Annotated in this window: 8 protein-coding genes; 5 read left to right on the forward strand and 3 right to left on the reverse strand. The window is 58.5% G+C overall.

What is annotated here, in order from left to right; translation table 11 throughout:
• Positions 1–18: 18 nt before the first annotated feature.
• The 4 genes from ACIF4X_RS12410 to ACIF4X_RS12425 all read left to right on the forward strand — a co-directional run bounded on the left by ACIF4X_RS12410 (position 19) and on the right by ACIF4X_RS12425 (position 4,031).
• Positions 19–783 carry a methyl-accepting chemotaxis protein gene (locus ACIF4X_RS12410; protein WP_371043227.1) on the forward strand — a complete coding sequence of 255 codons (765 nt, stop codon included), beginning with the start codon at positions 19–21 and terminating at the stop codon, positions 781–783.
• A gap of 392 nt (positions 784–1,175) precedes the next feature.
• Entirely contained in the window at positions 1,176–2,267 is a 1,092-nt protein-coding gene (locus ACIF4X_RS12415; protein ID WP_397482376.1) for a glycosyltransferase family 4 protein, read from the forward strand.
• Positions 2,260–3,036 (forward strand): DUF2334 domain-containing protein, encoded by a 777-nt coding sequence (locus tag ACIF4X_RS12420; RefSeq protein ID WP_397482334.1) that lies wholly within the window; start codon positions 2,260–2,262, stop codon positions 3,034–3,036. The genes ACIF4X_RS12415 and ACIF4X_RS12420 overlap by 8 nt, the downstream gene beginning before the upstream one ends.
• Positions 3,033–4,031, forward strand: coding sequence for a YbhN family protein (locus tag ACIF4X_RS12425; RefSeq protein ID WP_397482335.1), 999 nt, complete (start codon positions 3,033–3,035; stop codon positions 4,029–4,031). The genes ACIF4X_RS12420 and ACIF4X_RS12425 overlap by 4 nt, the downstream gene beginning before the upstream one ends.
• On the opposite strand, the gene ACIF4X_RS12430 is transcribed toward ACIF4X_RS12425, so the two are convergent.
• Both ACIF4X_RS12430 and purU read right to left on the reverse strand, forming a co-directional pair.
• Positions 4,015–4,194, reverse strand: a complete 180-nt coding sequence (locus ACIF4X_RS12430) for a hypothetical protein (RefSeq protein WP_397482336.1) — start codon at positions 4,192–4,194, stop codon at positions 4,015–4,017. The two genes, ACIF4X_RS12425 and ACIF4X_RS12430, sit on opposite strands and share 17 nt — an antisense overlap.
• 84 nt (positions 4,195–4,278) lie before the next feature.
• Positions 4,279–5,127, reverse strand: coding sequence for a formyltetrahydrofolate deformylase (gene purU, locus ACIF4X_RS12435; protein ID WP_007912774.1), 849 nt, complete (start codon positions 5,125–5,127; stop codon positions 4,279–4,281).
• A gap of 336 nt (positions 5,128–5,463) precedes the next feature.
• Here purU and mvaT point away from each other — a divergent pair, with 336 nt between their 5' ends.
• Complete coding sequence (gene mvaT / locus ACIF4X_RS12440; RefSeq protein ID WP_007912775.1) at positions 5,464–5,841, forward strand: histone-like nucleoid-structuring protein MvaT; 378 nt, start codon at positions 5,464–5,466, stop codon at positions 5,839–5,841.
• 96 nt (positions 5,842–5,937) lie between these two features.
• Here mvaT and sbcB read toward each other — a convergent pair whose 3' ends face one another.
• On the reverse strand, positions 5,938–7,368 hold the full coding sequence (sbcB, locus tag ACIF4X_RS12445) for an exodeoxyribonuclease I (RefSeq protein ID WP_397482337.1): 1,431 nt from the start codon (positions 7,366–7,368) through the stop codon (positions 5,938–5,940).
• Positions 7,369–7,500: the final 132 nt, after the last annotated feature.

Raw genomic sequence — 7,500 nt, forward strand, 5'->3', positions numbered from 1 at the left:
GCCGCGTCGAACTCATCGATGTACAACTCCGACCAGCAAGCCTCGCGTACCAGCAGTGTCGCCGCAGCGATCAACCAGCTCGGCGCCGCGGCACAGGAAATCGCCCGCAACGCCGCCCAGGCCTCGAATCAGGCCAGCGATGCTCGCGGCTTGGCAGAAGACGGCCAGCAAGTGGTGGATCGCAGCATCAAGGCGATGAATCAACTGTCGAGCATGCTCAGCGCGTCGAGCAGCAACATCGAGTCGCTGAACAGCAAGACCGTGAACATCGGCCAGATTCTCGAAGTGATCACCAGTATTTCCCAGCAAACCAACCTGCTGGCGCTCAACGCGGCGATTGAAGCGGCACGTGCCGGTGAGGCCGGCCGTGGTTTTGCCGTGGTGGCCGATGAAGTGCGTAATCTGGCCCATCGCACCCAGGAATCGGCGCAACAGGTGCAAACCATGATCGAGGAGCTGCAGGTCGGCGCTCGTGAATCGGTGAGCACCATGAGCGACAGCCAGCGTCACAGTCAGGACAGCGTGGAGATTGCCAACCTCGCCGGTGAGCGCTTGAACAGCGTGACGCAGCGCATTGGCGAGATCGACGGGATGAACCAGTCGGTGGCCACGGCGACCGAGGAACAGACCGCTGTTGTCGAGTCGATCAACGTCGACATCACCGAGATCAACACGCTGAACCAGGAAGGTGTAGAGAACTTGCAGGCGACGTTGCGCGCATGTTCGGACCTGGAGCAGCAGGCTTCGCGGTTGAAGCAGTTGGTGGGTAGTTTCCGGATTTAAGATCAAAAGCTTTCCCCCCTCACCCCAGCCCTCTCCCCCAGGGGGCGCGGGGGAAGGGAGCAGATCTTCATGCTTTTCAGAACCTGAGTTCGACTCAGGCCTTTGAGGTCGATGTACTTTCAAACTCCACCTCGGTCAGCCCCTTGAAGGGGAAAAGGGCTGATCTTCGGGCAGTTCAAACCTGAGTTCGACTGAAGACTTTCAGGTCGATGCATTAAGCCCAAACACCTCGATCAGTCCCCTCTCCCTCCGGGAGAGGGCTAGGGTGAGGGGCTTTTCAGCTGTTCAGCCCCACCGCGCAATCCCGACCGAACATCTATTCTTGATAAAGGTCAACCAAGGGAGAACCACGCAGCGGAGGGTTGGTCACCGTGCATATCGCCGACATCACCATGTTCTACGCCCCGGCCAGCGGTGGCGTGCGCACTTATCTGGACGCCAAACACCGCCGGTTGAGCGTCAAATCCGGCATTCGCCACAGCCTGTTGATTCCCGGTGCCCACTTCGGCGAACACGACGGCGTTTACACGGTTCCCGCCCCCGCCCTGCCCTTCGGCAAAGGTTATCGCTTCCCTCTACGGCTCGCGCCTTGGCGAAATGTCCTGCAGGATTTGCAACCCGAACTGATCGAAGTCGGCGATCCTTACCTGACCGCCTGGGCTGCACTGGATGCCCGGCGGCAGCTGGATGTCCCGGTGATCGGCTTTTATCACTCGGACTTGCCGCTGCTGGTCAGCAATCGCATGGGCCATTGGGTCACGCCGAACGTCGAGGCATATGTCACCCGGCTCTACGGCAATTTCGACCGGGTCCTGGCACCCAGTCAGGTCATGGCTGACAAGCTCAGCGGACTCGGCGTACGCAATGTTTTCGTGCAGCCGTTGGGCGTGGATCTGCAAACCTTTCATCCCGCCGCGGGCGACCGTCGCCTGCGCGCAGAACTGGGCCTCGCCGAGGACACGCGCCTGTTGATTTTTGCAGGGCGCGGCTCGAAAGAAAAAAACCTGCCAGTGCTGCTCGACTGCATGAAGCGCCTTGGTCCGCGTTATCACCTGTTGCTGGTCGGCTCGTCGATGCCCGCCGCCGTGCCGGATAACGTCAATGTAATCGATGAATTCTGCCCGCCGTCGCGAGTGGCGCAATTAATGGCCAGTGCCGACGCACTGGTCCATGCCGGTGATCAGGAAACCTTTGGCCTGGTGATTCTTGAGGCCATGGCCTGCGGCATCCCGGTGGTCGCCGTGGCTGCGGGTGCCTTCACAGAAATCATCAACGAGTCCTGCGGCCTGCTCTGTGCGCCGAACAATCCGCAAGCGATGGCCAATGCAGTGCGCGAATTGTTTAGTCGCGGCTGCGTGAAACTCGGCCAACAGGCGCGCGAACATGTTGAGCAACATTACGCTTGGGACACGGTGGTGGACAGTCTGCTCGGTCACTATCACGCCGTCCTCGGCCACACACTGCCACGAGTCGCCAATGGCTGAATCGACGAATCACCCGGCTGTGCTGCTGGTGCTGCACGACGTGGCGCCCTCGACTTGGGCGGATTACCAACCGTTTGTCGCAGCGGTCGACGCATTGGGACAAGTGCCGATGACGTGGCTGGTGGTGCCGGATTTCCATCGGCACAACGCCCTCAATGCTCACCCGGCGTTTCGCCGATTGCTCGATGAACGCGTTGCCCGTGGCGATGAACTGGCCCTGCACGGTTACTTCCATGATGATCAGGAACCCGGCCCGACAACTCCGCGCGACTGGTTCATGCGCCGGGTCTACACCCATGAAGGCGAGTTCTATCGTTTGTCCCGCGAGTCCGCCCTCGCCCGCCTGCGCGCGGGCATTGATGTGTTCCAGCGCTGCAACTGGCCACTGCACGGTTTCGTCGCCCCTGCCTGGCTGATGAGTGACGGCACCCGCCAGGCCCTGCGTGAGTTGCCGCTGAGCTATACCAGTGATCCGCAGCATCTGTATCGGTTGCCGGAGTTCACCGCCATCAATGCTCCAGGTCTGGTCTGGAGTGCCCGCAGTGCCTGGCGCCGAGGCTTGTCAAAGTTAGTCTGCGAGCAGCGGGAACAGCGCTGGTGCCAGGCGCCGGTGATTCGGCTAGGCTTGCACCCGGTGGACATGCGCCACCATTTTTCCCGGGATTACTGGTTGAAAACACTTGAACGACTGCTGGCGGAAGGACGCGTACCGATGACTAAAATCGACTGGCTGGCGCAACAACGCAGTCAATTGGAGCGCGCCGCATGAGTCGCGGCATTCTGTTGCTGATCGGCCTGCTCGCGGCCGTACTGATTCCGGTTGTGCTCGGCGGCAGCGAAACCTGGGCGCGGCTGCAGAGTTTCCCGTTGCACTGGCTGTTGGTGATGTTCGGCATGATCCTGCTGTGCTGGGGCATCAATACCCTGCGTTTACGTTTGCTGCTCGGTGATCAGTGCGATCGCGTGACGCCGATGAAGAGTCTTGGCGTGGTCATGGCCGCCGAATTCGCCTATTGCGCGACACCCGGTGGCAGTGGCGGACCGCTGACGATCATGGCCCTGCTGGCCCGATCGGGCGTGCGCCCGGCGCGGGGCAGCGCGGTGTTTGCCATGGATCAGCTCAGCGATTTACTGTTTTTTCTCTGCGCGCTCAGCGGCATTCTGATTTATGCGCTGTTCCAGCACCTCAGCGACCGACTCGAGTGGTTGCTGATGGTCAGCGCCGTTTCGTTGTTCGGTGGCTTGTTCAGTTGTGTATTGCTCGCGCGTTATCACCGCGCATTGATTCGCCTGAGCGGGCGCCTGTTAGCCAGAATGAACGTCAAGACCAGCACCCGACGCCGCTGGGCGCGCAAGTTGCTGCACTTTCTCGCCGCGTTCACCGATACGCTGAAGTTGCCCTGGCAGACGCTGAGCAAAGTCTTCGCCCTGACGTGTGTGCACTGGCTACTGCGTTACAGCGTGTTGTATCTGGCGTTGCGCGGCCTGGGCGCAGACTTGCAGTGGGCCTGGAGTTTCCTGGTGCAGATGCTCTCGCTGGGCGCTGGCCAGTTCAGTCTGTTGCCGGGCGGTGCGGGCGCGGCGGAACTGACGTCGGCAGCGCTGCTGGCGCCGATGGTGGGTAAATCCACCGCAGCGGCGGCAATTCTGATTTGGCGGGTAGTGACGTATTACTTTTATCTGCTGGTCGGGGGGCCGGTGTTTTTGTTGATGCTGGGACGGCCACTGTTGAAGAAGCTGATGAACGTCAGACAGGCTTCTTAGCGTCGTCCTGATCCTGTTCTTTGAGTTGTTCCCACAACTCGGCTGCACCAGGAAACTCTGTGCCATCCTCCGGGCTCATGTCCTCAGGGTCATATCGACTCAAACAACCCTCGCCCAACGTCGCGGGCGCTTTGGAAGTGGCTTTGTCCAGTGGATCGGTCATGGCTTTTCCTCAACGCTGAAATGAACAAGGGTCTGGACGATTGAACGCCCAGACCCTTGTTTTTTCAAGCCTGTGTGAGTGCGATCAGAACACCACAGTCTTGTTGCCGTGTACCAGAACGCGGTCTTCGAGGTGATAACGCAGACCACGCGCCAACACCATCTTCTCGACGTCACGGCCGAAACGCACCATGTCTTCGATGCTGTCACTGTGGCTGACGCGGACCACGTCCTGCTCGATGATCGGGCCGGCGTCCAGCTCTTCGGTCACGTAGTGGCAGGTCGCACCGATCAATTTCACGCCACGCAGGGAAGCCTGGTGGTACGGCTTGGCGCCGACGAACGACGGCAGGAAGCTGTGGTGAATATTAATGACCTTGTGCGCGTATTCGCGGCACATGTCCGGCGGCAGGATTTGCATGTAACGCGCCAGCACCACCACTTCGGCGTCGTGCTGTTTGACCAGGCGCGACACTTCGTCGAAGGCCGGTTGCTTGTCCTGCGGGTTGACCGGGACGTGGTAATAAGGAATGCCGTGCCACTCGACCATGCTGCGCAGGTCGTCGTGATTGGAAATCACGCAGGAAATTTCGCAGTCCAGTTCATCGCTGTGCCAGCGGTGCAGCAAATCGGCGAGGCAGTGAGATTCGCGGCTGGCCATCAGCACAACGCGCTTTTTCTGCTCGGTGTCGGTGATGCGCCAGTCCATCGAGAACTCTTCGGCGATCGGCGCAAACTTCTCGCGCAGCACTTCAATACCGAAAGGCAGCGAATCGGCACGAATTTCGTGACGCATAAAGAACCAGCCCACTTGATTGTCCGAGTGGTGGCTCGCTTCGGTGATCCAGCCGTTATGGGCTGCCAGAAAATTACTGACTTTGGCAACAATGCCAACGCGGTCCGGGCAAGAAATCACCAGCCGAAAAGTGCGCATGAGGGGGAAACTCCAGAACTTCGCAAAGGCCGCCATTCTAGCGGCTGCGCAGGAAAACTGCAGTATTGATCAGCACGCACCCGCGCCAGACCCCGCGATACGAATTCTTGATGGCGTCATCGTCAGCCGGGGCTGATCCTGCGGCAACGTTTGATCAGACAACTGTGAATATCTGTGATGACTGGATCACACTATTTAACTGAATATTCAATAGAGAGCAGTTTCTCGTAACTAATTTAAATCAAAACCCCGGTTAAATGTTTACTTGATGAAACAGCCTGACTATTATTGCGTCACTGTGTCCCTGTCATCACGCACTCTACTAAGGTAGTAATCATGTCCTTGATCAACGAATATCGCGCCACCGAAGAAGCTATCAAAGAGCTACAAGCCCGTTTGAAGAACCTGTCGCAAGACGACAAACTGCAAGCCGAGCTGGAATTCGAAGGCAAACTGCGCACCCTGATGGGCGAATATTCCAAATCCCTGCGTGACATCATCGCGCTGCTGGACCCGGAAGCAAAAACCAAAGCAGTACGCGGCGGCGCAGTAAAAACTACCGGCACCAAGCGTGCTCGCAAAGTTAAACAATACAAAAACCCGCACAACGGCGAAGTCATCGAAACCAAAGGTGGCAACCACAAAACTCTGAAAGAGTGGAAAGCCAAGTGGGGCGGTGACGTGGTTGAAGGCTGGGCTACCCTGCTGGGCTAAGCCACAACGCCTTCGCAGAGCGATCCGCGAAAGAATAAACGCCAGCGAATGCTGGCGTTTTTTATGCCCGGCATTTAAGCCCGGTCATGTTCGATTTCAAAGATTCAAACGTTTGCGCAATGCCTGGACATAATTCTGCCATTCATTGAGCACCTCACTCTGCATCGGCGTGGCATTAACCGTCCACTGCTCTGCCGCTTCTGTAAAAGACTTCAAGGTATTCGGCGCGCCCCATTCAGGTGCGGACAAACGCTGCTGACAAAATATTCTCCAGCGCTCTTGCTCTTCGAAATTCAACGTCTGGGGAAAGTTGCGTGCGCGATATCGAAAGAGTAATTCGGGCAAACGTTCGTCATCGAAAGGCCATTGCTCTTGCGCTAGTTGTGCCGGGTCGGCGCTCCTCACTTGCTCACATAGACGCCGATCACGGTCCCCGATAAATCCGTCGTACAACTGTTGTTCCGGATCCTCGCTCGGCGTGAAATCTTCACTGACATAAATTTCGGCAACTTTATCTTTCCAAACTTGTTGTGCGTCAGTTAGCCGCAGTGCTCGCTGTTGATAGAGCGCCATGTCAAGCCCCAGCCGTTGCTGATCCTGCGCGCGCAGAACCGAAAGCGGCGCCACCACCGGGCAACGGTTGATGTGAATCAGCTTGAGCGGCACCGGCAACTCGCCTTCCAGCAAATCATCGCGGCGCGTGTACAAACGCTGGCGTAGCGTTTGCGCGTCCAGATCGAGCAGCCCCTGCGGGTCAAGGTGCAGGTCGCAGACGATCAGGGCATTACGGTTTTTCGGGTGCCAGGCCAGCGGCAGCACCACGCCGACATAACTGCGCGCTGCCGAGAAACGCCCGGAAATATGCACCAGTGGCTGCAACAGGCGAATCTGATCCATGACCTTTTGCTTGCTGCGCAACTGGAACAGCCAGTCATACAGTTTTGGCTGCTTTTCGCGGATCAACCGCGCCAGTGCGATGGTCGCGCGTACGTCTGACAACGCTTCATGGGCATGCCCGTGATCGATATTGTTCGCGGCCGTCAGGCGTTCGAGCTTGAGAGTCACCCGGCCTTCGTCGTCGGTCGGCCAGACCAGGCCGTCAGGACGCAACGCATAGGCGGCGCGTACAACATCGATCAGATCCCAGCGACTGTTGCCACCCTGCCACTCCCGGGCGTAAGGGTCGAAGAAATTGCGATACAGGCTGTAGCGCGTCATCTCGTCGTCGAAACGCAGTGTGTTGTAGCCGGCGCCACAGGTCCCGGGGGCCGCCAGCTGGGCATGCACCCGCGTCATGAAGTCAGCTTCGCTCAAACCCTTTTCGGCGAGCTGACTCGGGGTGATGCCGGTGATCGCACACGCCGCCGGATGCGGCAGGATGTCTTCGCTGGGCTGGCAGTAGAGATTGACCGGCTCGTCGATCTCGTTGAGCGCATGGTCGGTGCGAATCCCGGCCACCTGCAACGGGCGATCGTTACGCGGATTGATGCCAGTGGTTTCGTAGTCGTACCAGAAGATTGAAGTCACGGGCGGTTCCTGAACTGAAGATCGGCGAAGTCTAGGCGCTCGACCGCCGTCGCGGCCAGCCTTGAAACATTCAAACACCTTGCAGCTATCGCTGTGCAATACATAGTTATGTCGTTTCCCCCCGAGAGGCTG

The sequence above is a fragment of the Pseudomonas sp. NPDC085632 genome (assembly GCF_044541255.1).
Lineage (GTDB): Bacteria > Pseudomonadota > Gammaproteobacteria > Pseudomonadales > Pseudomonadaceae > Aquipseudomonas.